The organism is Methylobacterium sp. 285MFTsu5.1, assembly GCF_000383455.1.
Lineage (GTDB): Bacteria > Pseudomonadota > Alphaproteobacteria > Rhizobiales > Beijerinckiaceae > Methylobacterium.
In genome coordinates this window covers 153,094-179,304 of the sequence record NZ_KB911275.1, presented here as the reverse complement: position 1 = coordinate 179,304, position 26,211 = coordinate 153,094, and the positions used below count along the sequence as shown (strand labels likewise).

Annotated in this window: 21 protein-coding genes; 10 read left to right on the top strand and 11 right to left on the bottom strand. The window is 71.0% G+C overall.

Going from position 1 to position 26,211, the window contains the following annotated elements:
- Nucleotides 1-48: 48 nt before the first annotated feature.
- Together H288_RS0112475 and H288_RS0112470 are read right to left on the bottom strand one after the other, a co-directional pair.
- Nucleotides 49-2,181 (bottom strand): OmpA family protein, encoded by a 2,133-nt coding sequence (locus H288_RS0112475; RefSeq protein WP_020092912.1) that lies wholly within the window; start codon nucleotides 2,179-2,181, stop codon nucleotides 49-51.
- A gap of 79 nt (nucleotides 2,182-2,260) precedes the next feature.
- Complete coding sequence (locus tag H288_RS0112470) at nucleotides 2,261-3,352, bottom strand: DUF2865 domain-containing protein (RefSeq protein ID WP_020092911.1); 1,092 nt, start codon at nucleotides 3,350-3,352, stop codon at nucleotides 2,261-2,263.
- Between the two features lie 160 nt (nucleotides 3,353-3,512).
- Between H288_RS0112470 and H288_RS0112465 the strand changes: the two genes are divergently transcribed.
- Complete coding sequence (locus H288_RS0112465) at nucleotides 3,513-4,025, top strand: CreA family protein (RefSeq protein WP_020092910.1); 513 nt, start codon at nucleotides 3,513-3,515, stop codon at nucleotides 4,023-4,025.
- Nucleotides 4,026-4,087: 62 nt separating this feature from the next.
- On the opposite strand, the gene H288_RS0112460 is transcribed toward H288_RS0112465, so the two are convergent.
- On the bottom strand, nucleotides 4,088-4,435 hold the full coding sequence (locus H288_RS0112460; protein ID WP_020092909.1) for a hypothetical protein: 348 nt from the start codon (nucleotides 4,433-4,435) through the stop codon (nucleotides 4,088-4,090).
- A 310-nt stretch (nucleotides 4,436-4,745) separates the two neighbouring features.
- Between H288_RS0112460 and cysS the strand changes: the two genes are divergently transcribed.
- Both cysS and H288_RS0112450 read left to right on the top strand, forming a co-directional pair.
- A complete protein-coding gene (gene cysS, locus H288_RS0112455) occupies nucleotides 4,746-6,143 on the top strand; it encodes a cysteine--tRNA ligase (RefSeq protein ID WP_020092908.1) in 1,398 nt (465 codons plus the stop codon).
- A gap of 119 nt (nucleotides 6,144-6,262) precedes the next feature.
- Complete coding sequence (locus tag H288_RS0112450) at nucleotides 6,263-7,054, top strand: trypsin-like serine protease (RefSeq protein ID WP_020092907.1); 792 nt, start codon at nucleotides 6,263-6,265, stop codon at nucleotides 7,052-7,054.
- 82 nt (nucleotides 7,055-7,136) lie between these two features.
- Here the strand turns inward: H288_RS0112450 and H288_RS0112445 are convergent, their stop codons facing one another.
- Nucleotides 7,137-7,838, bottom strand: a complete 702-nt coding sequence (locus H288_RS0112445; protein ID WP_010683835.1) for a response regulator transcription factor CtrA — start codon at nucleotides 7,836-7,838, stop codon at nucleotides 7,137-7,139.
- 419 nt (nucleotides 7,839-8,257) lie between these two features.
- Between H288_RS0112445 and fliI the strand changes: the two genes are divergently transcribed.
- The 3 genes from fliI (at nucleotide 8,258) to H288_RS0112430 (ending at nucleotide 11,378) form a co-directional block, all read left to right on the top strand.
- Nucleotides 8,258-9,610: a flagellar protein export ATPase FliI gene (gene fliI, locus H288_RS0112440; protein WP_020092905.1), complete on the top strand. Its 1,353-nt coding sequence runs from the start codon at nucleotides 8,258-8,260 to the stop codon at nucleotides 9,608-9,610.
- Between the two features lie 149 nt (nucleotides 9,611-9,759).
- Nucleotides 9,760-10,167, top strand: a complete 408-nt coding sequence (fliJ, locus tag H288_RS0112435; RefSeq protein ID WP_012322462.1) for a flagellar export protein FliJ — start codon at nucleotides 9,760-9,762, stop codon at nucleotides 10,165-10,167.
- Nucleotides 10,168-10,310: 143 nt separating this feature from the next.
- On the top strand, nucleotides 10,311-11,378 hold the full coding sequence (locus H288_RS0112430) for a lysylphosphatidylglycerol synthase domain-containing protein (RefSeq protein ID WP_020092903.1): 1,068 nt from the start codon (nucleotides 10,311-10,313) through the stop codon (nucleotides 11,376-11,378).
- A 188-nt stretch (nucleotides 11,379-11,566) separates the two neighbouring features.
- Here H288_RS0112430 and flhA read toward each other — a convergent pair whose 3' ends face one another.
- Nucleotides 11,567-13,714, bottom strand: coding sequence for a flagellar biosynthesis protein FlhA (flhA, locus tag H288_RS0112425; RefSeq protein ID WP_020092902.1), 2,148 nt, complete (start codon nucleotides 13,712-13,714; stop codon nucleotides 11,567-11,569).
- A gap of 237 nt (nucleotides 13,715-13,951) precedes the next feature.
- On the opposite strand from flhA, the gene H288_RS0112420 reads away from it, so the two are divergent.
- On the top strand, nucleotides 13,952-14,548 hold the full coding sequence (locus tag H288_RS0112420) for a hypothetical protein (RefSeq protein WP_020092901.1): 597 nt from the start codon (nucleotides 13,952-13,954) through the stop codon (nucleotides 14,546-14,548).
- Between the two features lie 40 nt (nucleotides 14,549-14,588).
- Here H288_RS0112420 and H288_RS0112415 read toward each other — a convergent pair whose 3' ends face one another.
- Both H288_RS0112415 and H288_RS0112410 read right to left on the bottom strand, forming a co-directional pair.
- Nucleotides 14,589-15,830: a capsule biosynthesis protein gene (locus H288_RS0112415; RefSeq protein WP_026604889.1), complete on the bottom strand. Its 1,242-nt coding sequence runs from the start codon at nucleotides 15,828-15,830 to the stop codon at nucleotides 14,589-14,591.
- 140 nt (nucleotides 15,831-15,970) lie between these two features.
- Nucleotides 15,971-16,624: an ABC transporter ATP-binding protein gene (locus H288_RS0112410; protein WP_012322467.1), complete on the bottom strand. Its 654-nt coding sequence runs from the start codon at nucleotides 16,622-16,624 to the stop codon at nucleotides 15,971-15,973.
- 395 nt (nucleotides 16,625-17,019) lie between these two features.
- On the opposite strand from H288_RS0112410, the gene H288_RS0112405 reads away from it, so the two are divergent.
- The 3 genes from H288_RS0112405 (at nucleotide 17,020) to H288_RS0112395 (ending at nucleotide 20,062) form a co-directional block, all read left to right on the top strand.
- Nucleotides 17,020-17,493, top strand: coding sequence for a PAS domain S-box protein (locus H288_RS0112405; protein ID WP_020092899.1), 474 nt, complete (start codon nucleotides 17,020-17,022; stop codon nucleotides 17,491-17,493).
- A 55-nt stretch (nucleotides 17,494-17,548) separates the two neighbouring features.
- On the top strand, nucleotides 17,549-18,799 hold the full coding sequence (frc, locus tag H288_RS0112400; protein ID WP_020092898.1) for a formyl-CoA transferase: 1,251 nt from the start codon (nucleotides 17,549-17,551) through the stop codon (nucleotides 18,797-18,799).
- Between the two features lie 84 nt (nucleotides 18,800-18,883).
- The gene (locus H288_RS0112395) at nucleotides 18,884-20,062 is read left to right on the top strand and encodes an HPP family protein (protein WP_020092897.1); all 1,179 of its coding nucleotides are present in this window, start codon (nucleotides 18,884-18,886) and stop codon (nucleotides 20,060-20,062) included.
- 3 nt (nucleotides 20,063-20,065) lie between these two features.
- On the opposite strand, the gene H288_RS0112390 is transcribed toward H288_RS0112395, so the two are convergent.
- From H288_RS0112390 to H288_RS0112375, 4 genes are all read right to left on the bottom strand, one after another.
- A complete protein-coding gene (locus tag H288_RS0112390) occupies nucleotides 20,066-20,761 on the bottom strand; it encodes an esterase (protein ID WP_020092896.1) in 696 nt (231 codons plus the stop codon).
- 280 nt (nucleotides 20,762-21,041) lie between these two features.
- The gene (gene oxc / locus H288_RS0112385) at nucleotides 21,042-22,787 is read right to left on the bottom strand and encodes an oxalyl-CoA decarboxylase (protein ID WP_020092895.1); all 1,746 of its coding nucleotides are present in this window, start codon (nucleotides 22,785-22,787) and stop codon (nucleotides 21,042-21,044) included.
- Between the two features lie 146 nt (nucleotides 22,788-22,933).
- Nucleotides 22,934-24,220 (bottom strand): oxalate/formate MFS antiporter, encoded by a 1,287-nt coding sequence (gene oxlT, locus H288_RS0112380; protein WP_020092894.1) that lies wholly within the window; start codon nucleotides 24,218-24,220, stop codon nucleotides 22,934-22,936.
- Between the two features lie 134 nt (nucleotides 24,221-24,354).
- Nucleotides 24,355-26,160: a hypothetical protein gene (locus tag H288_RS0112375; protein ID WP_020092893.1), complete on the bottom strand. Its 1,806-nt coding sequence runs from the start codon at nucleotides 26,158-26,160 to the stop codon at nucleotides 24,355-24,357.
- Nucleotides 26,161-26,211: the final 51 nt, after the last annotated feature.

Below are 26,211 nucleotides of genomic sequence, written 5' to 3'. Positions count from 1 at the left end.
GGCCGCACGGTCAACTGCCGCGCAGGACAGGCCCGCGCGGCGGCCGCCCTAGCGCGGCGGCGGAGGCGGCGGAGGCGCTGCCTGGCCCTGCCCCTGACCTTGCCCCTGCTGCAGCAGCGGCGTGATCCGCTGGACGACGACGCGGCGGTTCTCCCGCGACGGGCCCTGCGTGTTCACTTTCAGGTACTGCTCGCCGTAGCCCTGGGTGGTCAGGTTCTCCGGCGGCACGCGGAACTGCTCGGTCAGCACGGTCGCCACCGACTGGGCGCGCCGGTCCGACAGCGACAGGTTGTCGAGCGCGGAGCCGACGGCGTCGGTGAAGCCCTCGATCAGGAACACCTCCCGCGGGTTGGCCTGGATGGCGCGGTTCATCGCGCCGGCGATCACCGACAGCTTGGCCGCTTGATCGGGCGTGACGGTGAACGAGCCGGTGTCGAAGGTGATCGTGTTGATGTCGACCGAGCGCAGGCGGGCGCGGAGGTCCGGGCTGTAGCGGATCTGGTCCAGCGTGTACCGGCGGTCGACCTGCACCACGGGCGGCGCCGTCAGCGCCTCGTAGACCTCCGCCTCATCGGCCTGGGCGTAATCCACGATGTAGCGGTCCCGCGGGATGCGGATCTCCGGCGGCGGCAGCACCACCACGTCCTCGTAGATCGGGCGGAGCGGGCCGGCGTAGCTGTTGTCGATCAGGACGAGCTCGCGACCGTCGCGGTAGCGGAGGTAGCGGCGCAGCATCCGACCGTCATCGTTCGTGACGGTGACGATCTGCTCGCCGCCGGGCCGGTCGACGTAGCTGTAGAAGTCCGCGCCCTGCCGCTCGAACCGGTAGCCGCGCGGGTCGAGGGTGCGGAAGCGCTCGTTCTCGTCGTGGCGGATCAGGTAGCCGTCGCGGTCCTGCACGATGATGCGGCCCGGCTCCCGGTAATAGGTCCGGCCATCCTCCCGGAACTCGCGCCGGTCTGTGCGGACCTGATCGAAGTCGCGCACGCCGTCGTTCTGGCGGAAACCGCCGGGGACGTAGCCGGGCTGTCCCGGCCGGTTGAAGGCGTTCGGGTCGGCCGGACCGCCCGGGCCGCCCGCGGGCGGCTGTCCCGGCTGTGCCGGGGCCGTCCCGGGCTGCGGTCCGCCGGGCGGTGGGGCCTGTCCGGGGGCGGGCGCCTGGCCCGGCGGCACGAACGGCCGTCCCGGAATCCCGGGGGCCATGTTGGGCGGCACCGGCCGTCCGGGCTCGGCGCCGGGAGCACCGTTGGGCTGGGCCGGCGCCCGTCCCTCGGGCTGGGCTCCCTGCGGCTGGAACGGCCGTCCCGGAACGCCCGGAGCGGCGTTGGGCGCCTGCGGCCGGCCGGACTCGGCGCCGGGACCGCCATTCGGCTGGGCGCGGTTCTCGGGCAGGCGGTTGTCGGGCTGCGCGTCTGGGCGCTGGGCCGGTCGACCGGGTGCGCCGGGGGGCGCGTTCGGCGGCTGAGACCGGTCGCCGGGCGCACCCGGACCGCCCGGACGCTGACCCGGCGGTCCGCGATCCGGCGCGGACCGGTCGGGGGCCGCGTCGCGCTGCGCGGGACGGTTCGGCTGGTCGTCGGGACCGGGGCGATCCCGGTCGGGCGCCTGGCGCTGCTGCGGCGGGGCCGGCGGACGCTCCGGCGCGGGCCGCCCCTGGGGCGGCGGAGCCTGTTCGCGATCCGGCGCCTGCTGACGCTCGGACCGCCCCGGGCCGGGCCGATCCTGCGGCCCGCGGTCCGGACGGTCCGGCTGCTGATCCCGCCGGTCTTGCTGTCGGTCCTGCTGCCGCTCCGGTTGGCGGTCCTGCCGGTCCGGCGCCGGGGGACGGGCCGCCGGCGGCTCCGGCCGGCGCTCGGGCGCGCGCTCCCGCGGAGGCGGTTCGGCCTGCGGCTGGCGCTGGGCGGGCGGTTCGGGCCGCTCGCGCGGGGGCGGCGGCGCCCGCTCCGGCCGGGGTTCGGGCCGCTCGCGCACGGCCGGTGGGCCCGGCGGCGGGCCGGGACGCTCCTGCGGCGGCCGCTCGGGGCGCGGGCCGCCGTGCGGGGGTTCGCCGCCGCGGGGGCCGCGCTCCTCCGGTCCGCCCTGCGCCACCTGGATCCGGCCCGGCGCGGCGTCTGCGAGCTGCACGAGCGTCAGGCCCGGCAGCACCGTGCCGGTGAGGAGGATCAGGCGGAGCAGGCGCATCGCGGTCTCGTGTCGGTTCAGGCCGAGCCGAACACCGGACGTCGCGTATGGTTCCGCGCCCGTCGGCGCGAAACAAGTCTCAGGGGGTGAGGCGCTGGGGCACCGCGATGACGTCGGGCGCGATGATGCGCACGGCAACGTGATCCGGCTTGGCTTCCGCGGCCTCCGCGGCCTTCGTGCCGTCGGCCGCGGCAGGTTGGATCTTCACCGCATCGTCGCGGCCGGGTCCCGCGCCGCCCTTCGTGTCGACGCCCGCGCGGCCGGCGGCGTCGGCGGCGAGCTCCGCCGCGGTCCGGTCGGCCCGGCCGACAAGGGTCAGGCGCACCTTCGGCCGGGACAGGGCCTCGGCCTGCATCGGCGTGACGAAGATGTCGCCCTTGTGCCGGACCAGCATGCTCTCGGCCTTCACCAGAGACTGCGCCCAGGACTTGCCCTCCGGCTTGCAGGAGCAGTTCGGCACGAATTCCTTGCGGAATTTGAAGGCGTTGGCGAGGTTCGTGTAGGCTCGGCTGCCCTTCACCGTGGCGGCGTGCTTCAGGGCGTCGTCGCCGTACGGCATGGAATAGGCCTGCGCCTCGGTTCCCGGGCAGAGCGCCTGACACATCTCGTCGGCGCCGCCGCGGCCCTCTGGCAGGTTCTTCATCGGGAAGTAGCCGCCGTCGCAGGTCCGCACGCAGACCATCTGCGGGCCGCCCCGGCCGTAGGCCTCACCGGAGCCGGCATAGGCCTCGCGCGGCGGGCAGGTGGACGCGACCAGCCCCTGGAGCTCCCGCTTCCGGGCGCCGCTGTCGTCGATCACGGCGCCGCCGTAGGTGGCCTTGAGCGCGCGGATGCGCTGCTCCACCGCGCCGCACTGGGGCGGCCGGGTGTCGAAGAACAGGAACTTGCCGCCCTCGCAGTTCAGGCCGCGGAAATAGGCTTCGAGCCGACCGATCTCGTCGTTGAGCGCGCGCGTCGTGCTGGCGCCGCTCTGGAGCGAGGCCAGTTCAGCCCGGTAGCGCCGGCACTGCGGCGACGGCAGTTGCGGCGCCGGCCGCGCCTCGGCGGGCGCCGGGGCGGGCGCGGCCTCCTGCGCGCTGGCGGAGGTCGCGAGCGGAGAGGACAGTCCGAGGGCTATGGCCGCGCTCAGGATGAGGCGGCCGAGCGTACGGACGATCGGGCGGTGAGGCATAGGCTGCATCGCGTTGATCGGGTGCGCGGCGATCCGGAGTATCCGGAGCCCGCGCGCATCCGCGCTTCGGGACGGAAGCGGGGCCATTCTACGCCCCCTCGCAAGACCGCGACACCCCTCCTACATCCGGCCCGCAAGCGTGAGGGGGAATTGACCGGCGATGTTGTTTCGGAGTCTCACCTATGTTGGGCTTCTCGCACTGGGCCTGGCAGCGGCCGGTCCGGCCGCGGCGCAGGAGCCGGACCGGATCTTCGACAAGTCGACGGTCTGGCGCCCGCTGACGCCCAACGACAAGCTCGTGGTCTACGGCGTCGACGATCCGGCGGTCTCGGGCGTGTCGTGCTGGTACACCCAACCCGAGAAGGGCGGGATCAAGGGCACGCTGGGGCTGGCCGAGGATGTCTCGGACATCTCGCTGGCCTGCCGGCAGACCGGCCCGATCGCCTTCAAGGGCAAGCTCAGCCAGGGCGAGGTGGTGTTCAGCGAGCGCCGGTCGCTGATCTTCAAGTCGATGCAGATCGTCCGCGGCTGCGACGCGAAGCGCAACACGCTGATCTACATGGTCTACTCGGACAAGGTCATTCAGGGCTCGCCGAAGAACTCGACCTCGGCGGTGCCGCTGGCGCCCTGGGGCACCGAACCGGCGCAGAAATGCGCCGACTTCATGAAGTGAGCGGCACCCGGTGACGCGAGCTTTCCGCGCGGCGGCCCGGCGACGGGCCGTCCGCGGTCGGCTCAGTCCTGGCAGGTGATCCGGATCGGGCGCTCGGACGGCGCCGGGACCGGCTGGCTGATCGCGCCGGTATACTCGTCGGCGGCGGCGACGCCGTAGGAGTTCGCCGCGGCGTAGCCCTGGGCCTCGCACCACGCGTTGGCGACCACCTGGCCGCAGGCGCTGCCCGGCGTCGTCAGGCACTCGCCGACGCCGTAGCCGTCGCTCGACGGGATCAGGAAGGTCTTCTCGACACGGACCGGCGCCTTCGCGGGCGTCTCGCCGTCGGTGCCGGCCAGCGCGGCGTGGGTCAGGCCCGCGCAGGCGAGAACGGTGGCGAGAGCGAGGGAACCAACGGCCGAGCGTCGCATGGATTGTCCTTGGGCACAGGATCTGTGGCGTGAGGATCGTGGCCCGGACGGTCCGACGGCGCGGTTAAGGAAGCCTTACCCGCATGGCGCGCAAGCCATCTCGAATTCCTCACGCTTTTGGGTTAGCCCCATCGCGCGGGCCGCGCCGTCGCCGCGATGCAACAGGGTGCCGTGCCGGGGCTGGCCGATCCGCCACGTTTCGGCCGCTCTTCGCCGCGCGGGGCCCTCAGGTCGTTGAAGGCAGGGCCGGATTTCCGGCCACGGCTCCGGGCCGGACGTCATCCCCGGCGCCGGAGAAGGGAAGGGTTTCATGGCGCCGATGTTGCGGCTCTACAACACGCTCACCGGCGCCAAGGAGGCGTTCGCGCCGATCGACCCGCAGCATGTCCGCGTCTACGCCTGCGGACCGACGGTCTACGACGCCGCCCATATCGGCAACGCCCGGCCGATCATCGTCTTCGACCTGCTGTTCCGCCTGCTGCGCCACCTCTACGGGCCGGAGCACGTCACCTACGCGCGCAACGTCACGGACGTGGACGACAAGATCAACGCCCGGGCGGCAGAGCGCGGCATCACCATCCGCGAACTCACCGACGGGACGCTGGCGCAGTTCCACCGCGACGTGCGTGACCTCGGCGTGCTCATGCCGGAGGACGTGAACGTGCCGGGCGCGCGAGCCCGCTTCGTCGAGCCCCGCGCCACCGACCACATCGCCGAGATGGTGACGATGATCGAGGCCCTGGTCCGGGCCGGCCACGCCTATGTGGCGGAGGACCACGTGCTGTTCGACGTCCCCTCGATGCCGGATTACGGCGGCCTGTCGAAGCGGCCCCTCGACGAGATGGAGGCGGGGGCCCGGGTCGAGGTCGCCCCCTACAAGCGCTCGCCCCTCGACTTCGTCCTGTGGAAGCCGGCGAAGCCCGGCGAGCCGTCCTGGCCGTCGCCGGCCGGCATCGCCGCCGCCGGCCGCCCGGGCTGGCACATCGAGTGCTCGGCCATGTCGGCCAAGCATCTCGGCCGGACGTTCGACATCCACGCGGGCGGCATCGACCTGATCTTCCCGCACCACGAGAACGAGGTGGCGCAGTCCCGCTGCTGCTTCGGCACGCCGGTGATGGCCAACGTCTGGCTGCACAACGGCTTCCTCCAGGTGGAGGGGGAGAAGATGTCGAAGTCGCTCGGCAACTTCATCACCATCCGCGACGTGCTGAAGGACTGGCCGGGCGAGGTCGTGCGCCTCACCATGCTCAAGACCCAGTACCGGCAGCCGATCGACTGGACCCTGCGCGGCCTCGAGGAATCGGCCCGCGTGCTCGATCGCTGGTACAACGCCGCCGGGGACGCGCCCTCGGCGCCCGACATCCCCGCCGGGGTCGTCGAGGCGCTCTGCGACGACCTCAACACGCCGGCCGCGATCAACGAGCTGCACCGGCTCGGGAGCGGTGCGGAGGCGCAGCCCGGGGCGCTCCGCGCCGGCGCGAACCTGCTGGGCTTCCTCGCGCGCACCCGCAGCGACCGCGAGCAGGATCAGGTCGCGGCGTCCGGGGTCGACGTCGCGGCGGTCGAGGCGCTGATCGCCGAGCGGCGGGCGGCGCGGGCCGCCAAGGACTGGCCCGCCTCGGACCGGGCGCGCGACGCTCTCGCGGCGATGGGCGTCGCCGTGAAGGACAACAAGGACGGCACCACGACCTGGACGGTGGCGCGCTGATCGCCGAGCCGGCCGCCGATGACACGGACGTGACGGCGGCCGCGTCCTCGCGCCGGCTTGCGCGGCGCCGCGCGGGCGGCATCTGTGGTCCGGGGGCTCGCGGCGGGGATGAGCAGCACGTGATCAGCTTCGGGACCAGCTTCGGGACGACCTTCCGGACCATCGGGGCGCGACGCGCCGCCGCCGCGTCGGCGCTCACCCTCGGTCTGGGCCTGTCGGGCCCGGCCGCCGCGATCGACGGCGGCTCGGCCGCCGGCCGGGATGCCCTGGCGCAGGCCACCGTGGCGATCGGCACGATCACCCAGCCCGAGGAGGCGCTGAAGCTGACCCGCTGCACCGGCGTGCTCATCGCGCCGGATCTCGTGCTCACCGCGGCCCATTGCGTGAACGGCGATCCGCTGGGCGCGCTCGTGGTGTTCTTCCGGGGCAGCGAGCCGGCGCGGCCGGTCTACGGGGCGCGGGTCGCGGCCCGCTACAGTCCCGATCCTGGTGAGATGCTGCCGAATGAGGCGTCGGGCGTCAGCCTCTCCGACCTCTCCCTCGACCTCGCGGTCCTGCGCCTGACCGAGCCGGTGCGCGACCGGCGGCCGGTTCCGTTGGCGGCGGATCCCGGCCGGGTCCCCAAGAGCCTGCGCATCGCCGGCGCCGGCCTCTCCGGCCGGACGGTCGGGCGCCTGCGCACCGCCACGCTGACGCCGGTGGCGGCGAGCAGCACCGGGCTGACCATCGCGCGGGCCAACGGTGCCCGGGTCTGCTTCGGCGATTCCGGCGGCCCGGTCGTCGCGCAGGATCGCCGCGGCACGTACATCTGGGGTGTCGCCAGCGCGGTGATCAGCCGGGCCGCGCCCTGCGGCGGCTACGTGGTGATCGCGCCCGCCGCGCAGGTCTTCTCGGCCACCGGGACGCGGTGAGGGCTGCGGACACCGCCGGAACGCGAAAACCCCGCGCGGCCGGACCGCGCGGGGTTTTTCACGAGACGGTGCGACCGGCGGATCAGACCGCCATGCGCTCCTCGCCGTCCATCGGCTCGCGCAGCACGTAGCCGCGGCCCCAGACGGTCTCGATGTAGTTCTTGCCCTGGCTGGCGTTGGCAAGCTTCTTGCGCAGCTTGCAGATGAAGACGTCGATGATCTTCAGCTCGGGCTCGTCCATGCCGCCGTAGAGATGGTTCAGGAACATCTCCTTGGTGAGCGTCGTGCCCTTCCGGAGCGAGAGGAGCTCCAGCATCTGGTACTCCTTGCCGGTGAGGTGCACCCGGGCGCCGCCGACCTCGACGGTCTTCTGATCGAGGTTCACGATCAGGTCGCCGGTGGTGATGACCGACTGGGCGTGGCCCTTCGAGCGGCGCACGATGGCGTGGATGCGCGCCACCAGCTCGTCCTTGTGGAACGGCTTGGTGAGGTAGTCGTCGGCGCCGAAGCCGAGGCCCTTCACCTTGTCCTCGATGCCGGCCATGCCGGAGAGGATCAGGATCGGGGTCTTCACCTTCGCCACGCGCAGCGAGCGGAGCACCTCGTAGCCCGACATGTCGGGCAGGTTCAGATCGAGGAGGATGATGTCGTAATCGTACAGCTTACCGAGATCGACACCCTCTTCCCCGAGGTCGGTGGTGTAGGTGTTGAAGTTCTCGGACTTGAGCATCAGCTCGATGCTCTGCGCGGTCGCGCTGTCGTCCTCGATCAAAAGTACCCGCATCGTCGGTCCCCAGCCCCGCCGGCCGCATCAGCGCGCAGACACGTCCCAGCCTTCGCCCGCCACCGGCCTGTGGACGGGCGCTCCGTCGCTCTTGACGTGGAACGCTATGGATTAATCGTTAACAAAACCTGATTCCTGCCCGCAAGCGTCTCGTTCGAAGTTCCGCGAGCTTGACAGGAGAAACACCGTTCCTCCGGCCTCGCCCTCGGCCCCGATTCCGATCCGCCCCCGTCCAGGCCGCTCGCCCCCTTCGGCGTAAGTACTTCCTGCGCAACGGTTCGATCCCCGGTGTTGTCCGTCGGACACACCGGTACGACTTCGTCGGGCGCGATTGTGGTCGCGCCCCGGATCGAGCCGCTACGAGCCCGTGACCCGCAGTGTTAAGGAGGCCGGTAAACGAAGCGTTGAGAGCCAGGCCGATGACACAGGATCCGGCAAGATCCGTTGCTTCGCTCGCGTCGGCGCAGGCCGCCCTCGAGCGGATCGAGGTGCTGGAGACGTTCGGGCGGGTCGTGGCGATCCGCGGCCTGCTGGTGGAGGTCGCCGGACCTGTGGCCGCGATGCGACTCGGTGGCCGGGTCGACGTCGAGGGTGCTAACGGCCACGGGCTGGTGCCCTGCGAGGTCATCGGGTTCCAGGGCGATCGGGCGCTCGCGATGCCGTTCGGCTCGCTCGAGGGCGTGCGGCGCGGCTGCCCCGCCTATGTCCGCGACGAATCGGCCGGCGCGATCCGGCCCTCCGGCGCTTGGCTCGGCCGGGTGATCGACGCCCTCGGGCGGCCGGTCGACGGGCTGGGCCCCCTTGTGCAGGGGCCCGACGTCTACCCCCTGCGCGCGGACCCGCCCCCCGCCCACGCCCGCACACGCGTCGGCGGACCGCTCGATCTGGGCGTCCGGTGCATCAACACCTTCCTGACCATGTGCGCGGGCCAGCGGATGGGCATCTTCGCCGGGTCCGGCGTCGGCAAGTCCGTGTTGCTGTCGATGCTGGCCCGCTACACGGCCGCCGATGTGGCGGTGATCGGCCTCGTGGGCGAGCGCGGCCGCGAGGTGCAGGAATTCCTCCAGGACGATCTGGGCGCCGCGGGGCTCGCGCGCTCGGTGGTCGTGGTGGCGACCTCCGACGAGCCGGCCCTGATGCGCCGGAACGCGGCCTACGTGACCCTGTCGGTCGCTGAGCACTTCCGCGATCAGGGCGCCAAGGTCCTGTGCATGATCGACTCGATCACGCGCTTCGCCATGGCCCAGCGCGATATCGGCCTCGCCGCCGGCGAGCCGCCCACCGCCAAGGGCTACACGCCGACCGTCTTCTCGGAGCTGCCGCGCCTGCTCGAGCGCGCCGGTCCAGGGGTGGGGCAGGGCACGATCTCGGCCCTGTTCACCGTCCTGGTCGAGGGCGACGACCACAACGAGCCCGTGGCCGACGCGGTGCGGGGCATCCTCGACGGTCACATCGTCATGGAGCGCGCCATCGCGGAGCGCGGGCGCTACCCGGCGATCAACGTTCTGCGCTCGGTCTCGCGCACCATGCCGCGCTCCTGCGACCCGGCCTACCTCCCGGTCGTGCGGCGGGCGCGGCGGCTGCTGTCGACCTACGCCGACATGGAGGAGCTGATCCGGCTCGGCGCCTACCGGGCGGGCTCCTCCCAGGAGGTCGACGAGGCGGTCGCGCTCATGCCCGATCTTGAGGCTTTTCTGGGGCAGGGTAAGGAAGAAGCAACGTCCATCGGCGATGGTTACGCACGGCTCACCGAGATCGTCGGCAGGGCCTAGGCACCATGGGCCGGGGCGTTAACGCTTCGGCGCGATCATGGTGCACGTGGGGGATCCGGGCGGGTTTGCCGTGGGCAGGCTCGCACACAGGCTCGGTCCGGGCACGATCCCGGGCGCGGCCTCAAGCGTTGCGTGGAGTGAGCGTCCTGATGAAATCGCGTGACACGCTGATCCGCCTGCGCCGCTTCCAGGTCGACGAGAAGCGCCGGCGCGTGACCCAGATCGAGATGATGATGGCCGACTTCCAGCGCATGGCGGTGGAGCTCGATCGCGAGGTCGCCGTCGAGGAGGCCCGGGCCGGAATCACCGACGTCGGTCACTTCGCCTACCCGACCTACGCCCGGGCCGCGGCGACGCGCCGGGACAACATGATCCAGTCCGCCCAGGCGCTCGAGGGTCAGCTCGCCGAGGCGAAGGCCGAGCTGGGCGAGGCGTTCGAGGAGCTCAAGAAGGTCGAGATCCTGAACGACCGCGAGCGGACCGCCGAGCGCGCTGCCGAATCGGCCCGCGATCAGGCCGCCATGGACGGGATCGGCCTCAACCGCGCCCGGGGCTGACGCGGCCCGTCGGACCGCTCGGCCGGCTTCCGCGGCACGAAACCGTCACGATCACCTGACAAGGGGGATCGCGGCGGCGCCATGCCGCTTGCAGCGCGTCGCGTGCCGGCGCATCAGGGGCTCTCCCCAGGGCGTCGGTGTTCATGAAGAAGATCAGCGAGTTCATCTGGCCCTTGATCGGCCTCGCGGCCGTCGTGATATCGGGCTACTTCCTCTACCAGGAATTGAAGACGACCTCGCTCGCGGCGATCTGGGCCGCGATCCTCGCGATCCCGCCCCACCGGATCCTGCTGGCGGCCCTGTCGACCCTGGTCGCCTACGCGGCGCTCGCCTGGTACGACCGGATCGCCCTGCTGCATCTGGGCGTGCGCCACATCTCGTGGCTCTTCGTCTCGCTCTGCTCGTTCACGACCTACGCGCTCTCGCACAATATCGGCGCCTCGGTCTTCTCGGGCGCCCTGGTCCGCTACCGGGCCTACACGGCCAAGGGCCTGACGGCGGCGCAGGTCGCCGTGCTGGTGGCGCTCTGCTCGTTCACGTTCTTCCTCGGGACCGTCCTCCTCGGCGGCTTCACGCTGGTGGTCGATCCGAACCTGCTGACGCGCCTCGAGGGCAAGCTCCCGGGCTTCCTCACCGATTCCAAGACCGCGCTGATCGTCGGCATCGGCATGCTGGGCTTCGTCGGGCTGTACGTGATCGGCTCGATCCTGCACCTGCGGCCGCTGCACATTCGGTCGTTCAAGCTCGAATATCCCCGGCCCGGCATCATGGGGCGCCAGCTGCTCGCGGCGCCGCTGGAGCTCCTGGGCGCGGCGGGCATCATCTACTTCGCCCTGCCGGAGGCGATGAACCCGGGCTTCATCCCGGTCCTGGCGATCTTCCTGGCCTCCTTCTCGGTGGCGCTGGCCTCGCACGCGCCGGGCGGCCTCGGCGTGTTCGAGATCGTGTTCATCACCGCGATGCACATCACCGACGAGGCGCAGAAGGACGCGATCATCGCGGCGGTGATCATCTTCCGGATCTTCTACTTCTGGCTTCCGGCCCTGGTCTCGGTGATCGTGGTGATCGCCTTCGAGCGCTCGCGGCTGGCCGCGGCGATCGGCTCGGCCGCGCACGGGCCCAAGGCGGCCGCCGTGCCGGAACCGCCCGTCGTCGTTCCCGGTCTCGACGCGCACGAGTTGGAGCGGGAGCTCAAGCAGAAAGCGATCTGAGGGCCTGACCGCCGTCTCGACGCGGGGGTGACGCCGCCGCCTCGGCCCCCGCGCGCCACACCGCGAAACCCGGGATCGCTTCGCCCGCGCGCTTCGTCTGCGCGCGGCGCGCGCCGATCCCGTAATTGCTCCCTCGGCCCGTGCGCCGGCACGAGTCTGCCCACGCCGGTGTCGCGGCCCCTGGGTCCTCAGATCGAGTTCACCGTCCGCAGCCGCGCCCGCGGGTGGATCTCCGCCTGGCTCATCACCGGCGTCTCGCGGCGGAAGCGCTCGATGATCGAGCGCACGAAAGGCCGCGTCTGGGCGGAGGTGACGAGCACCGGCATCTCGCCCTGGCGCGCCGCCGTCTCGAAGCGGTCGCGCACGGTGTTGACGAACTCGCTGAGCTTCGAGGGCTGCATCGCGAGGTAGCGCTCCTCGCGCTCGCCGACGATCGACTCCATGAACGCCTGCTCCCAGGCCGGCGACAGGGTGATGATCGGCAGCATGCCGTTCGGGTCCTGGTACTGTGCGCAGATCTGCCGGCCGAGGCGCGCCCGGACGTGCTCGACCACGTCGCGGGGGTTCTTCACCGCGCCCGCCACCTCGGCGATCGCCTCCACGATCGCCCCTAGATCGCGGATCGAGACCCGCTCGGCGAGCAGGAACTGCAGCACGCGCTGGATGCCGGTGGTGGAGATCTGCGACGGCACGATCTCCTTGAGCAACTCGGCGTGCTCCTTGGGCAGCTCGCGCAGCAGCTTCGAGACCTCGACGTGGTTGAGGAGCTCGGAGACGTGGGCCTTGATGATCTCGGTCAGGTGCGTCGACACGACGGTGGCGGCATCGACCACGGTGTAGCCTTTGAGCTGCGCTTGGTCGCGCAGGGCCGCGTCGATCCAGGTTGCCGGCAGGCCGAAGGTCGGCTCCAGCATGTGTTGTCCGGGCAGCTGGACCTGACCGCCCATCGGATCCATCGCCATGAACTGGCCCGGGAAGATCCGGCCGGTGCCCGCCTCGATCTCCTTGACCCGCACCACGTAGGCGTTGGCGTCGAGCTGGACGTTGTCGAGGATGCGCACCGACGGCATCACGAAGCCGAGTTCCGCGGCGAGCTGGCGGCGCAGGGCCTTGATCTGGTCGGTGAGCCGGTCCTGGCCCTCGCCGTTGACCAGGGCGAGGAGCGCGTAGCCCATCTCGAGCTTGAGGTCGTCGAGCTTCAGCAGGTCGGTGACCGTCTCCTCCTTGGCGGCGCTCGCCGCGGCGACCGCGGCCGCATCCATCGGGGCGCCCAGGGCGTCGAGCGGCGGCGCGAGCTTGGCGGTCTTGTTGATGCGCCACGCTGCGTAGCCGGCCCCGCCGCCCAGCAGGACGAAGGGCAGCATCGGCATGCCGGGCAGGAGGGCGATCAGCAGCATCACCGCGGCTGACATGCCCAGCGCCTTGGGATAGTGCGCGAGCTGCTTGCCGAGCGCCTTGTCGGCGGCGCCGCGCACGCCGGCCTTCGAGACCAGCAGGCCCGCCGCCGTCGACACGATCAGCGCCGGGACCTGGCTCGCGAGGCCGTCGCCGATCGTCAGCAGGGTGTAGCTCTTGGCGGCCTCGCCGAAGCTCAAGCCCTGCTGCGCCACCCCGATGATGATGCCGCCGACCACGTTGATGAAGGTGATCAGCAGGGCCGCCACCGCGTCGCCGCGCACGAACTTCGAGGCACCGTCCATGGCGCCGAAGAAGGAGGATTCTTCCTCGAGCGCCGCGCGCCGCGCCTTCGCGGTCTTCTCGTCGATCAGGCCGGCCGACAGGTCGGCGTCGATGGCCATCTGCTTGCCGGGCATCGCGTCGAGGGTGAAGCGGGCCGCGACCTCGGCGATGCGGCCCGAGCCCTTCGTGATCACCACGAAGTTCACGATGATCAGGATCGCGAACACGATGATCCCGATGACGAAGTTGCCGCCCATCACGAAGTGGCCGAAGGCCTCGATGACGTGCCCGGCCGCCGCCGTGCCCTCGTGCCCGTGCCCGAGGATCAGGCGCGTCGAGGCGAGGTTGAGGGCGAGCCGCAACATCGTGGCGATGAGCAGCAGCGTCGGGAAGACGGTGAATTCCAGCGGGTTGTCGATCGACAGGCCGGTCATCATGATCAGGACCGACAGGATGATCGACACGGCCAGCAGCAGGTCGAGCAGGATCGCCGGCAACGGGAAGATGAGGACCGCCAGGATCCCCAGCACGCCGGTCGCGAACAGCAGGTCCGACCGCTTCGACAGCGCCTGGAGATCGCCGCGCGTCGGCAGCGCGAGCTGGCCGAGGACGGCCGCCGCTCCTGTCTGTGCCGGCACGCTCGCCGTCTCTGCCATCGCTGCCATCCGCTGCCGTTCGCCCGGGACAGGCCCGGGACGTACCCGGCAAGATCTGCCGAGCGGATGGTTAGCGCGGCGTTAAGATGGGGCCGGCGCTCGCGGGAACCCGGGCCGCCGCGATCGCTTGATCGGTCGGCGAGAGCGTCGATCCGGCATCCGACCGCGCCCGCGTCCGGGCCGCCCGCGCCGCCGCCACGTCTCCGGGCCCAGGCCCGGACATACCGGGAGAGCTCGATGGCCCTGCGCGCCCTGACCGCCCTGTTCGACGATTACGACGCCGCCGCGGGGGCGGTGGACCGGCTGGAGGCCGCCGGCATCCCCCACGCGGACATCAGCATCATCGCGAATCGCAACGAGCCCGCGGTCCCGCCGCGGGCGCCCGGGACCGCCGTTCCCCGACCGGTGGACGCGGCGGATTCCGCCGGCACCGGAGCCACGGTCGGCACGGTCCTGGGCGGCGGCGCCGGCCTGCTCGCTGGGCTGGGCCTCCTGGCGATCCCGGGGCTCGGGCCGGTGGCGGCGGCGGGCTGGCTCGTCGCCACCGTGACGGGCGCCGGCGTGGGCGCCGCGGCCGGCGGCCTGATCGGCGGCCTGACCGCCGCGGGCCTCAGCGCCGACGAGGCCGAGACCTACGCCGAGGGCGTGCGTCGCGGCGGTACCCTGGTGACGGTGCGCGCCGACGAGTCCCGGGCCGAGCGCGTCCTGTCCATTCTCGACCAGGCAGGGTCGATCGATCTCGACCAGCGCGCCGAGGGCTGGCGCGCCCAGGGCTGGACCGGCGGCACCATCGGCCCGGCGGCGGATGACCGGGGCACCGGGGCCGGCCGCTGAGGATACCGGACCGTCCCGGGCGAACCCGGCGGGACGCGCGTTAGGTCATCATCTTCCGGGCGAACATCGCGGCGCCGAACAGGACGCCGGCGCCCGCGGTGATCAACGCGATCATCAAGAGCCGCCGCGGTTCGGTGGAGGATTCGGCCTTCACCGGCTCGACGATCGGGCTGAAGAACTCGATCTGCCGGGCCGCGATGATGCGCGCGCGCTCGTGGGCGGTCAGCACCTGCTGATAGTACTTCTCGGCGTTCTTGCGGTCGTTCTCCAAGACCTCGAACTTGGTCAACGCGTCGGAGAGCAGGCGCTTCTGCTCCGGATCCTGGCTGGCGGATTGCCGCTCGATCCGGGCGATGTTGTCGTCGAGGTCCTTCATCTGCTGCTTGATGTCGATGATCCGGCGGGCGTCGGGACCGAGGTCCCGCTGCCCGATCGCGAGCTGGAGCGCGAGGTTGATCCGCGAGGCCCGCATCTCGGCGATCATCTTGACGTTGATGTCGTTCGTCTTCTGCGCGTCGAGCACGCCCTCGCGGTTGCGCAGGTCGCGCGTCGCGAGGCGGATCTTGGTCATGCGCTCCTCGGCGAGCCGCAGCTCCCGCGTGCTCTCGGCGACGGCATCCTCGCGCGACTTGACGCTGAGGTCGTTCACCTTGCGCTCGGCCTCCTTCATGATGGCCTTGGCGATGGCGAGGGATTCCTGGGGATCGAAGGCCTCGACCTCCACCGACAAGATGCCGGATCCGGCCTCGACCTCGACGCCGACGCGCCGCTTCCAGTAGCGGACGAACTTCTCGATCGGCTTCTCCGGATCGAAGCGCGAGAAGTAGTCTATGGACTCGCTGCTGAACCACTGGCGCAGCGGAAGCTGCGCCTCGAGGAGCTCCAGCATCGGACGGCTGAGGATGAACTCGCGCGTGATCAGCGTGTCCTGCGCCACCATCTGGTTCGCCATGCCGGAATTCGTCCCGCCGGTCTCCGAGGACGTCTTCTCGGCGGAGCCGATGGCCGGCCGGATCGCGAATCGCGCCTCGCTGACGTAGCGGTCCGAGGCGATCAGGCCGTAATAGGCCGCCCCGGCGAGCGTCGGCAGCAGGAAGCAGACGACGAACAGGATCGGGATCCAGGGATCGTTCTTGGCGTCGGCCTGAAAGGACCGGATGCCCTTCTTGCGGTCGGCGAAGCGCGACATGCGCGCGATCTGCCGCAGCGACTCGCTCACCGCCTGCTGGCGGTCCGCGGGCGTGACCGGCTGCCCCTCGGCCTTCCGGATCTCCATGTTCATGGTCTGATTCCCGGCCTCCCCGGCCTCGAAGGTCGACCCGTTACCGGGATCCCGCGCGCGCCGCACCCGGCGCCGCGACCGTCTCTCGCACGGCGAGGCGGCAAAAGCATGTCGTCGCGGTCCGGCCGCCGCCGGCGCGGTCAGGCGTTGAGGCGCCGGTACACCTCGATGGCGTCGTTCACGTCCTCGTAGATGATCGCGCGACCGTTCAGCAGGACCAACCCCTGCGTGCACCACTGCCGGATGGTCTCCATGGAGTGCGAGACCATGATGATGTCGGCGTTCTTCCGGCGCTGCGAGAAGACCTCGTCGCAGCGCTTCGAGAACCGCGCGTCGCCGACCGAGGTGATCTCGTCGATCAGGTAGCAGTCGAACGGGATCGCCATGCTCATGCCGAAGGCGAGCCGCGCGCCCATGCCCGACGAGTACGTGTAGATCGGCACGTCGAGGTAGCTTCCGAGTTCCGAGAAGTCCTCGACGAAATCGAGCACCTTGCGCGGGTCCTCGCCGTAGATGCGCGCCACGAAGGTGACGTTGTCGCGCCCGGTCATCTTGGGATGGAAGCCGCCCGCGAAGCCGAGGGGCCACGAGACCCTGAGGCCGCGGTGGATCCGGCCGCGCGTCGCGTCCTCGGTGCCGGCGATCAGCCGCATCGTGGTGGATTTTCCGGCGCCGTTGATGCCGAGGATGCCGTAGGACACGCCCGGCTTCAGGGTGAACGACACCTGTTCCAGGATGGTCCGCCGGTGGCCTTCCGTCCGGTAGACCTTGCTGACTTTCTCGAAACGGATCACCGAAATGGTCTCCCGGGCGGTGTGCCGAACCGCCGGTCCGAGCTGCCTGACGGGCGGAGTCCTGCTCGCTGAAAGCGGCAAATCTGAGAAGGACATGAGCGCCTTGCCGCGTCGCGCGGCGGCGGTCGAACGGCGCGCGTCGGCCGACGGCTTCGCCCGGAAAGCTCCACCGGCCGCTTGAAGAAAAGTGCCACCTGTCACCCCGTCGGTTGACGCCATTCTCCATTTGGCATACCAAATACCAACCGAAGAGGGCGGGTGACAGCCCTTCAAGGATGCGGGACCGGAATTTTACCGCCGTTTCCGCGCGTGACGTTCAGGAAGGGCCGCCCCATGACAAGGCGCCGGACTGCCGCGATCCACCTCTCATCCGCGCCGCCGACCGGGTGGCGCCCATGACGGCGACCGGGCCGACCCTGGCCGCGCCCGGTTCCCTCGAGATCCACGGTCTGGCCGAGGCGATCGGCGACGCGGTGGTGGTGTCCGATCCGGACGGCGCCATCACGGTCTGGAACCCGGCCGCGGAGCGCATCTTCGGCTTCACCGCCGCCGAGGCTCTGGGCCAGACCCTCGATCTGATCACACCCGAGCGGCACCGACGCCGCCACTGGGACGGCTACGCCAAGACCATGCGCACCGGCGTCACCCGCTACGGGGCAGAGACCCTGAGGGTGCCGGCGCTCCACAAGGACGGCCGCCAGCTCTCCATCGCCTTCACGGTGGGGATGGTGCGGGACGCCTCCGACCGGGTGACCGGGATCGTCGCCGTGATCCGCGACGAGACCGAGCGCTGGGCCGAGGAGAAGCGCCTGCGCCAGCGCGTCGCCGAACTCGAAGCTTCCTCGGATCCGGCCCGTCGGGCGCCTTGAGCCCGCCGGACGATCCGAAGGACCCGATCACCGAACCGCACAGGGAGAACGCCCAATGAGCAAGCCGCTGGAAGGCATCAAGATCATCGACTTCACCCACGTCCAGGCCGGCCCGGCCTGCACGCAGCTCCTCGCCTGGTTCGGCGCCGACGTGATCAAGGTCGAGCGCCCCGGCGCCGGCGACGTGACCCGCACGCAGCTGCGCCACGTCGAGGACGCGGACGCGCTCTACTTCACGATGCTGAACTCCAACAAGCGCTCGCTCACCCTCGACACCAAGACCCAGGCCGGCAAGGAAGTCCTCGAGAAGCTCATACAGGACTCCGACGTCATGGTCGAGAACTTCGGACCCGGCGCCCTCGACCGGATGGGCTTCTCCTGGGCCCGCATCCAGGAGCTGAACCCGGGCATGATCCTCGCCTCGGTGAAGGGCTTCTCGGACGGCCACCACTACGAGGACCTGAAGGTCTACGAGAACGTCGCCCAGTGCGCGGGCGGTGCCGCCTCGACCACGGGCTTCTGGGACGGGCCGCCCACCGTCAGCGCCGCCGCGCTCGGTGACTCCAACACCGGCATGCACCTCGCCATCGGCATCCTCACGGCGCTCCACCAGAAGAACAAGACCGGCAAGGGCCAGAAGGTCGCCGTGTCGATGCAGGACTCGGTGATCAACCTCTGCCGCGTGAAGCTGCGCGACCAGCAGCGCCTCGACGCGCTCGGCTACCTCGAGGAGTACCCGCAGTACCCCCACGGCGAGTTCTCCGACGTGGTGCCGCGCGGCGGCAACGCGGGCGGCGGCGGCCAGCCGGGCTGGGTGCTGAAGTGCAAGGGCTGGGAGACCGACCCGAACGCCTACATCTACTTCACGATCCAGGGCCACGCCTGGGCGCCGATCTGCAAGGCGCTCGGCAAGGAGGAGTGGATCACCGACCCGGGCTACAACACGCCGCGCGCCCGCCAGGACAAGATCTTCGACATCTTCAAGACGATCGAGGAGTGGCTCGCCGACAAGACCAAGTTCGAGGCGGTCGACATCCTGCGCACCTACGACATCCCCTGCGCGCCGGTGCTGTCGATGAAGGAGATCGCCGAGGACAAGTCCCTGCGCGAGAGCGGCACCGTCGTCGAGGTGGCGCACCCGAAGCTCGGCAAGTACCTGACCGTCGGAAGCCCGATCAAGTTCTCCGACATGCAGGTCGAGGTGAAGGCGTCGCCGCTGCTCGGCGAGCACACCGATGAGGTGCTCGCAGACCTGGGTTACACCCAGGAGCAGATCCGGGCGATGCACGAGGCCCGCGCGGTCTGATAAGGACCGCCCGACTTCAGCGACCCTGAGACAGGACGGCGCTCCCCGGGGCGCCGTCCTTTTCACGTGCGAGCCCCGGATCCGATGCGCGCATTCCTCAGCCGTTTCCTGCCGGAGCTGACCCCGGTCAGCAAGCGCGAGCGCCTGCGCTCGGCGGCCGGTGCCCTCGTGGGCATCCTGGCGACCGGCTTCGTCTGCCGGGTCTCCGTCCCGGCCGAGGCCCTGCCGGTGCTGATCGCCCCGATGGGCGCCTCGGCGGTGCTGCTCTTCGCGGTGCCGGCAAGCCCTCTGGCGCAGCCCTGGTCGATCCTCGGCGGCAACATCGTGGCGGCGCTCGTCGGTGTCACGGCGGCGGCCTGGATCGGCGACCCGTTCGTGGCGGCGTCCTGCGCCATCGGGGTGGCGATCGCGCTGATGATGGCCCTGCGCTGCCTGCACCCGCCGAGCGGGGCCGTGGCGCTGACGGCGGTGCTCGGCGGCCCGGCGATCCGGGAGCTGGGCTACGGCTTCGTGCTGTGGCCGGTGGCGGTCAACTCGCTGCTGCTGCTGACCACCGCCCTGCTGTTCAACAACCTCACCGGGCGCGCCTACCCGCACCTGCGCCCGGCCGGGCCCCGGACCGCCGATCCGCCCTCGGACGCCCGGGTCGGCTTCCGGGCCTCGGACCTCGACGCCGCGCTGGAGGATTTCGACCAGCTCCTGGACGTCGATCGGGGCGACCTGGAGCAGATCCTGCGGCGCGTGCAGATGCGGGTCTACGGCCGCCGCTCGGGCCCGATCACCTGCGCGGCGATCATGTCGCGCGACGTGATCGCGGTGGCGCCGGACGCGCCGCTCTCCGAGGCCATGCGGCTGCTGCGCCGTCACCGCATCAAGGCGCTTCCGGTCACCGACGAGGGCGCGCGCGTCCTCGGCATCGTCACGCAGACCGACCTGCTCGACAAGGCCGCCTGGGACCGGAACGGGCCGCGCCTCGGTCTCGGCCGCCGCCTGCGCCTCACCGCCGAGCGCGGCCGCGCCCCCCACGGCTGCGCGGCCGACATCATGAGCGCGGTCGAGCCGGTCGGTCCCGACACGCCCGTGGCCGCCCTTGTGCCGCGGATGTCGGAGGCGGGGCTTCACCACCTGCCGGTGGTCGACGACGACGGCCGCCTGGTCGGGATCGTCTCGCAGACCGACCTGATCCCGGCGCTCCTGTCCGAGGCCGACGCGCCCGAGGCGCCGATCCGCGCCCGCGCGCCGGCCCGGGCCGCGCTGGCCTGACCCTCAGCGCTCGGCGGGCGGATCCGCCAGGAAGAACCTGACCGCCTGCGTCACCACGGCCGGCTGGTGGGCGTGCGGTCCGTCATACTCGACGTAGGTCACGGGATAGCCGGCTTCGCGCAGGGCCGGCACGTGGACCCGGGCGCTCCGGTCAATCGGGATCTGCTCGTCCTGGGTCCCGTGCGACAGGAAGATGCGCGGGGCGCCGACCTGCAGGTGCACCGACAGGAACCCCGCCGACGAGACGATCAGGTGGCTCGCCACGTCGCCGTTCGCGAGCCCCGACGAGAGCGTGTAGCTGCCGCCGTCGGAATGGCCGGCGAAGCAGAGCCGCTGCGGATCGAGCAGGAACCGGTCGGCGACGTGACCCAGCGCCGCCGCGACGCGCTCCCGGTCGGGCCCGTGGCCGGCGATGACGATGTCCCAGGTCGGGAACAGGGATTGCGGCGCGAGGAGCAGGAAGCGCTCGGTCCGGGCGTGCGCCTCCAGCATCGGCAGGATGCGCTCGGCGCTGCCGCCGCCGCCGTGGAACAGCACCACGAGCGGGCAGGGCCGGCGCGGATCGAGGCCCTCGGGGACCACCAGCACCGCGTCGCGCTCGGCGAAGAGGCCGAGGTCGTGCCGGCCCGGGGGGAGGGGCTCCTCGGTGGGGAGCCGGTGGCGGAAGTGCAGGCGGCCGGCGAGGTCGGGATCGATCATGGATGCACCGTCACCGAACGGATGACGGATCCGGCGCCGTCACTGCGGGCGCGGCGAAGCCATCCCCGCGCTCCGCGCGGAACTGGACCGCGCCGGCCCGGGCCGCTTCGCTTCGCTCGCGATGACGGTGCGGGGAAGGTCTCCCGGGGGCCGGGAGCTTCAGCGGAACACCGTCCCGCGCGGATCCGCGACGCCGTTCTCGTCAAGGCAAAGAGCCGGGCTCGACACGCGAGCCCAGCTTCGATGGTGTGGGATCAGAGATCTCGCGAGGGGCTCGCCCTCACTTCTTCTTCTTGATCCCGCTCTGCGGGTTGAGGCTGCCGATGTTGCCGCTCTCGCTGCCGGCCGCCGGGTCGATGACGGCGTTGACGAGGGCCGGGCGGCCCGAGTTCATCGCCTCGTTGACCGCGCGGGTCAGCTCGTCCGGCGTGGTGACGTGGTAGCCGACGCCGCCGAAGGCCTCCATCATCTTGTCGTAGCGGGAATCCGGCACGAACACGGTGGTGGCCGGGTCGCGGCCGGTCGGATCCGTGTCGGTGCCGCGGTAGATGCCGTTGTTGTTGAACACCACGATGCAGACCGGCAGGCCGTACCGGCAGATCGTCTCGACCTCCATGCCGGAGAAGCCGAAGGCGCTGTCACCCTCGACGCAGAGCACTGGCTTGCCGGTCTCGACGGCGGCCGCGACGGCGAAGCCCATGCCGATGCCCATGATGCCCCAGGTGCCGACGTCCAGGCGCTTGCGCGGCTGGTACATGTCGATGATGCCGCGGGCGAGGTCGAGGGTGTTGGCGCCCTCGTTGACGAGGATCGCGTCCGGCCGCTCCTTGACGATGGTGCGCAGCGCGCCGAGCGCCGCGTGGAAGTTCATGGGCGAGGCGTTGCTCATGAGCTTCGGCGCCATCTTGGCGACGTTCGCCTCGCGCTTCGACTTGAGCGTCTCGATCCAGTCGGACGGGGGCTGCTGCCAGCCCTGGCCCATGCCGTCGAGCAGCGCCTGCACGCAGGAGGCGATGTCGCCGACCACCGGCGCCATGATCTCGACGTTCGAGTCCATCTCGCGGGGCTCGATGTCGATCTGGATGAACTTGGTCGAGCCCGGCTCGCCCCAGCTCTTGCCCTTGCCGTGCGACAGCAGCCAGTTCAGCCGGGCGCCGACCAGCAGCACCACGTCCGAGTCCTTCAGCGCCGTCGAGCGCGCCGCGCCGGCCGAGAGCGGGTGGGTGTCGGGCAGGAGGCCCTTGGCCATGCTCATCGGCACGTAGGGGATGCCGCTGGTCTCCACGAGGGCGCGGATGGCGTCATCGGCCTGGGCGTAGGCGGCGCCCTTGCCGAGCACGATCAGCGGCCGCTTGGCGGATTTCAGGACCTCGAGCGCCCGGGCGATCGCCTCGGGGGCGGGGTGCTGGGCAGGCGCCGGATCGATCACCTTGACCAGCGACTTCTGGCCGGCCTCGGCGTCCATCACCTGGGAGAACAGCTTGGCGGGCAGGTCGAGGTAGACGCCGCCCGGCCGGCCCGAGCAGGCCGCGCGGATGGCGCGGGCGACGCCGATGCCGATATCGGCGGCGTGCAGCACCCGGAAGGCCGCCTTGCACAGGGGCTTGGCGATGGCGAGCTGGTCCATCTCCTCGTAGTCGCCCTGCTGCAGGTCGACGATCTCGCGCTCGGAGGAGCCCGAGATCAGGATCATCGGGAAGCAGTTGGTGGTGGCGTTGGCGAGGGCGGTCAGGCCGTTGAGGAAGCCCGGCGCCGAGACGGTGAGGCAGATGCCCGGCTTCTGGGTGAGGAAGCCCGCGATCGCCGCGGCGTTGCCGGCGTGCTGCTCGTGGCGGAACGAGATCACCCGCATCCCCTCGGCCTGGGCCATGCGCCCGAGATCGGTGATCGGGATGCCCGGGACACCGTAGATGGTGTCGATGCCGTTCAGCTTGAGCGCGTCGATGACGAGGTGGAAGCCGTCGGTCAGATCGGGCTCGGCCTCGACCTCGGGGGTGGTGTGGACGATCTTGGCGACTGCGGTCATCACGGTATCTCCCGGAGGATCGGTTTGTACGGGCGGCTCTCGGCGCCGGCTAGCTGGAGGATCCCCCACACTCCCGAGGAGGGGGAGGGCGGGAGATCCGCGAAGGTCGGGCGTCGCTTGCGCGACGTCGTGGGGCGGGGGGCCTATCAGGCCGCCCGGATCGGCTGGGCGCCGAGCGCCGCGGGCTGGTCCTCCGAGGCGAGGTAACGGGCCCGCATCGGGCGCAAGACGAACATCGCCAGCGCCGCCGCCGTCACGTTGAGGACGATGATCAGCGTGAACACCGCCGACCAGCCGTAGGCCGCCGACAGGATGCTGGCGAAGGGGACGAGGAAGGCCGCGGTGCCCTTGGCGGTGTAGAGCAGACCGGCGTTGCTGGCGGCGTACTTGGAGCCGAACGTGTCGCCGCAGGTCGCCGGGAACAGCGAGTAGATCTCGCCGAAGACCCCGAAATACACCGCGGTGGCCAGGACGAAGACCATCGGGACGTGACCGTAGGTCAGCAGCACGATCACCGCGAGCGCCGCCGTCGAGAAGGCGATGAACATCGTGTTCTCGCGGCCGATGTTGTCGGAGACGTAGCCGAAGAACGGCCGGCCGAACCCGTCGAAGACCCGGTCGAGCGAGATCGCCAGCGTCAGCGCCGCCATCTGCAGGCCGAACAGGCTCACCGGCACGCCGGCCACCTGGAAGTCGTGGGCGATCGGGGCGATCTGCGCCGCCGCCATCAGGCCGCCGGAGGCGACCATCACGAACATCACGTACATGACCCAGAAGACCGGGGTGCGCACCGCCTCGCGGGGGCTGCGGTCGACCTTGGTCTGCGGCAGGCGGGTCTTCTTGCGCTGGACCGGCGTGTTGGTCGACGGCTTGCGCAGCAGGAAGGCGAGGGCCAGCACCACGGCGCCCTGGCCGATGCCGAAGTACAGGAACGCGTCCTGGTAGCCGCTCGACGCGATCATGCGGGCGATCGGCACCACCGTGATGGCGGCACCCGCGCCGAAGCCGGCCGCGGTGGCGCCGGCGGCGAGGCCGCGGCGATCCGGGAACCACTTGAGCGCGTTGCCCACGCAGGTGCCGTAGACCGAGCCCGCACCGATGCCGGCGACGACGGCGCCGAGATAGAGCATCGCCAGGCTGTCGGCGTAGGCGTTGATGGTCCAGGCGAGGGCGATCATCACGCCGCCGAAGGCGACGACGATCTTCGGACCGTAGCGGTCGACGAACCACGCTTCGACCGGCACCAGCCAGGTCTCCGTGGCGACGAACAGCGTGAACGCGAGCTGGATCGCCGCGCGGCCCCAATGGTAGCGCTGGTCGATCGGGTCCACGAACAGGGTCCAACCGTATTGAAGGTTGGCGATCATGGCCATGCAGATCACGCCGAAGGCGAGCTGCCACCATTTCGCCGAAGGCGAATCCTGGCGTTCCATCCCTGAGCCTCTCTCTTGGGCGGCGCGGCCTTGCTCTGGCGGCGTCTCTCGTGCCCCGACGATCATGCACATCCGTTCTAGGTATGCAATATACCAGGGTGAGACGGACCGGGTGAAGTGTCAGGACGGCGATATTATTCCGTTTGCCCGGCCGGAGGAATCGGTCCCCAGGCACCGAGCGTCGGTGCCTCCGCGGGGCTCAGAATCTCGTCGAGGGCGGGGATCGAGGCCGGGTCGGCCGGGAAGCCGATGAGGGCGCAGGCGGCCTCCCAATCGGGCCCCGACTTCACCGCCGCCAGGGTTCCCGGATCCAGCGCCGTGATCCGACCGCGGTCGAGACGCATGAAGGCCCGGCCGGTCTCGGCCTGAACGAAGCGGACGACCGCCATCCGGCGCAGGCATTCGCGCAGGAAGCTGGTGTTGGCGGAGGCCGAGAGGTCGGCGCCGTCGAACACCGCGTCGGGCCCGGGGGCGAAGATGTCGACCTTGCGGAAGCGGTCGATGTCGATCAGCCCCTTCACGTCGAGGATGTTGAGAGTTCCGTCCGCCCAGAACGCGATGGTGCGCGGGCGCTCGCCCAGCGGCACGCTGTTGTCGAGGAACTCGCAGACCACCTGCTTGTCCCGTGCGAGCGCCCAGTTGAAGAACAGGCGCGGCATGCCGGTATAGGCCTCGACGTTGTGGGCCAGGAGGTCCTCGACGGCCTTGTAGCGGCCGAACAGCTCGCCGCGCTTCCAGGCGCGCTCCACGGTGTCGGCCGGAGGCGTGACCATGAACTGCATGTAGACGCGGTCGCCGAACCGGGTGAGCAACTGGCCGCCGCCGTCCGAGCCCGCGTCGGCCTGGAAGCTGTCGAACCGGAACCGGTCGATCAGCAGGTTCGAGATCCGCCGCTCCGCCGCCTTGCGGGTGACGTAGCGGTCGAGCTTCATGTCGATGATCTCGACCTCGTAGCCGGTCAGCGTCCCGGCGTAACGCGAAGCTTCGCCCAGGCTGTCGTAGTCGAGGAGGTACTTGCGCCAGACGTCGGGGGTGATCACCGCGAAGTCCGACCACGCCATGCCCAGCCGCCTGGCGAGGCCGAGCTGGTAGGGGCGGATCGTGCTCTTTCCGGACGCCGAGGCGCCCTTCACGTTCATCACCACCGGATGATCCTGCGGCGCCAGCCGCCGGTAGCGCTGCGCCTCGACGACGGCGTCGATCCAGGGCTCGATCTGCTCGCCGACGCGCCGGCTGCCGTAGCCGTTCGAGACCAGCGTCCCCGCGATGGTCCGCAGCAGCGCGGCGTCGCGGATGACCGCATTCTGCCGCGCGATGAGGCCCGACACCACGGCGCGCAGGGCCTCGCAGGCGGCCATCTCCAGGGCGTCGCCGGCTTCGGCGGCGCGTCGCTGCCAGCTCTCGAGATGGCGCAGGGCCCGGGTCGCGAGATCCTCGCGCGGCGCCTGGACCGTCGGCGGGCGGCGCCCGAGCAGGCGGTCGAGCCAGCGCGGCTCTGGCGGCGGCGGGGGAGGTCTCTCCTCCAGGATGGCGGCGATCTCGCGGGCGAGCACCGCGTCGGCCTCGGCGCGGATCCGGTCAAGGGCGGACTCGACCTCGGCGAGGCGGGGCTCGATGCCCTCGCGCAGGATGGTCGCGACGATGGCGCGGAAGTTCACGCCGAGATCGGCGTAGACTTCGCCCACCGGCACGGAGAGATCCGACATCACCCGGATCAGGACCTCGTGGACGACGAGGCGCCCGGCCCGGAACCGGGTGAGCTGGCGGGCGGGCAGCCCGCAGAGATCGCTCAGGTCCAGGGCGTCGCGGAGCGGCGTCTCGACGTGCTCCGGCCGGTAGACGGTCACGAGGGGCAGGAAGCCGGACGGCAGATCGGACCGGACGCCCGGGTTCCAGGGGCCGATAGGCGGCTCGGGAGAGTGGACCGACGCGTCCGTCACGCGCGCGGCAACCGTATCCGTCACCGTGCGCTCCGCCGAAGACCGCCCGAG